The organism is Mycobacterium sp. 2YAF39 (genome assembly GCF_052114565.1).
GTDB lineage: Bacteria > Actinomycetota > Actinomycetes > Mycobacteriales > Mycobacteriaceae > Mycobacterium.
Genome location: NZ_JBFREZ010000039.1, coordinates 1 through 575 on the forward strand (window position 1 = coordinate 1; position 575 = coordinate 575).

Here is a 575-nt window from a genome sequence, read left to right on the forward strand (position 1 = left end):
TCGTTGACGCGGGCTTGGCCGGTGTCGAGGTGCTTCGGTGGTAGCCATTCGACGTCGTTGTGGGCGTTGATGCGGGTGGTCCAGCCGTCTTTGTCGACGAGGCGGTTGTCGGGACCGCAGGCCAGACCGAGGTCGTCGATGTTGGTTTGTCCGTCCTCGGCCCAATCCTTGGCGGCGTGATGGACCTGACTGCCGTACGCCGGGACGGTGCAGCCGGGTTTTGTGCAGCCCCCGTCGCGGGCGATCAGCATGATCCGCTGCGCGGGTGAGGCGACCCGGCGGGCGCGGAACAGATCCAGCGCCGAGCCGGTGGCCCGGTCGAACACCGCCAGGTACTGGTTGGCGTGGGCGGCCATGCGGATCACATCGCGGATCGGCACCACGGTGCCACCGCCAGTGACACCGACCCCGGCGCGGCTCTCCAAGTCCTGCAGGGTGGTACGGATGATGACCGAGGTCGGTAATCCGTTGTGCCGGCCGAGTTCACCGCTTTCCAAGACACTGCGCCCGACGGCGACCATCGCGTCGTGCTGGCGCTGGGTCAGACTGCGCTGGTCGCCGTCGATTTGGGCCTG

General features: G+C 67.8%; 1 protein-coding gene. It reads right to left on the reverse strand.

Annotation, left to right across the window (positions count from 1 at the left end; genetic code table 11):
* Positions 1–575, reverse strand: a 575-nt coding sequence (locus AB4Z42_RS28360) for a DUF222 domain-containing protein (protein WP_442012574.1), incomplete at both ends; no start/stop codon positions are given.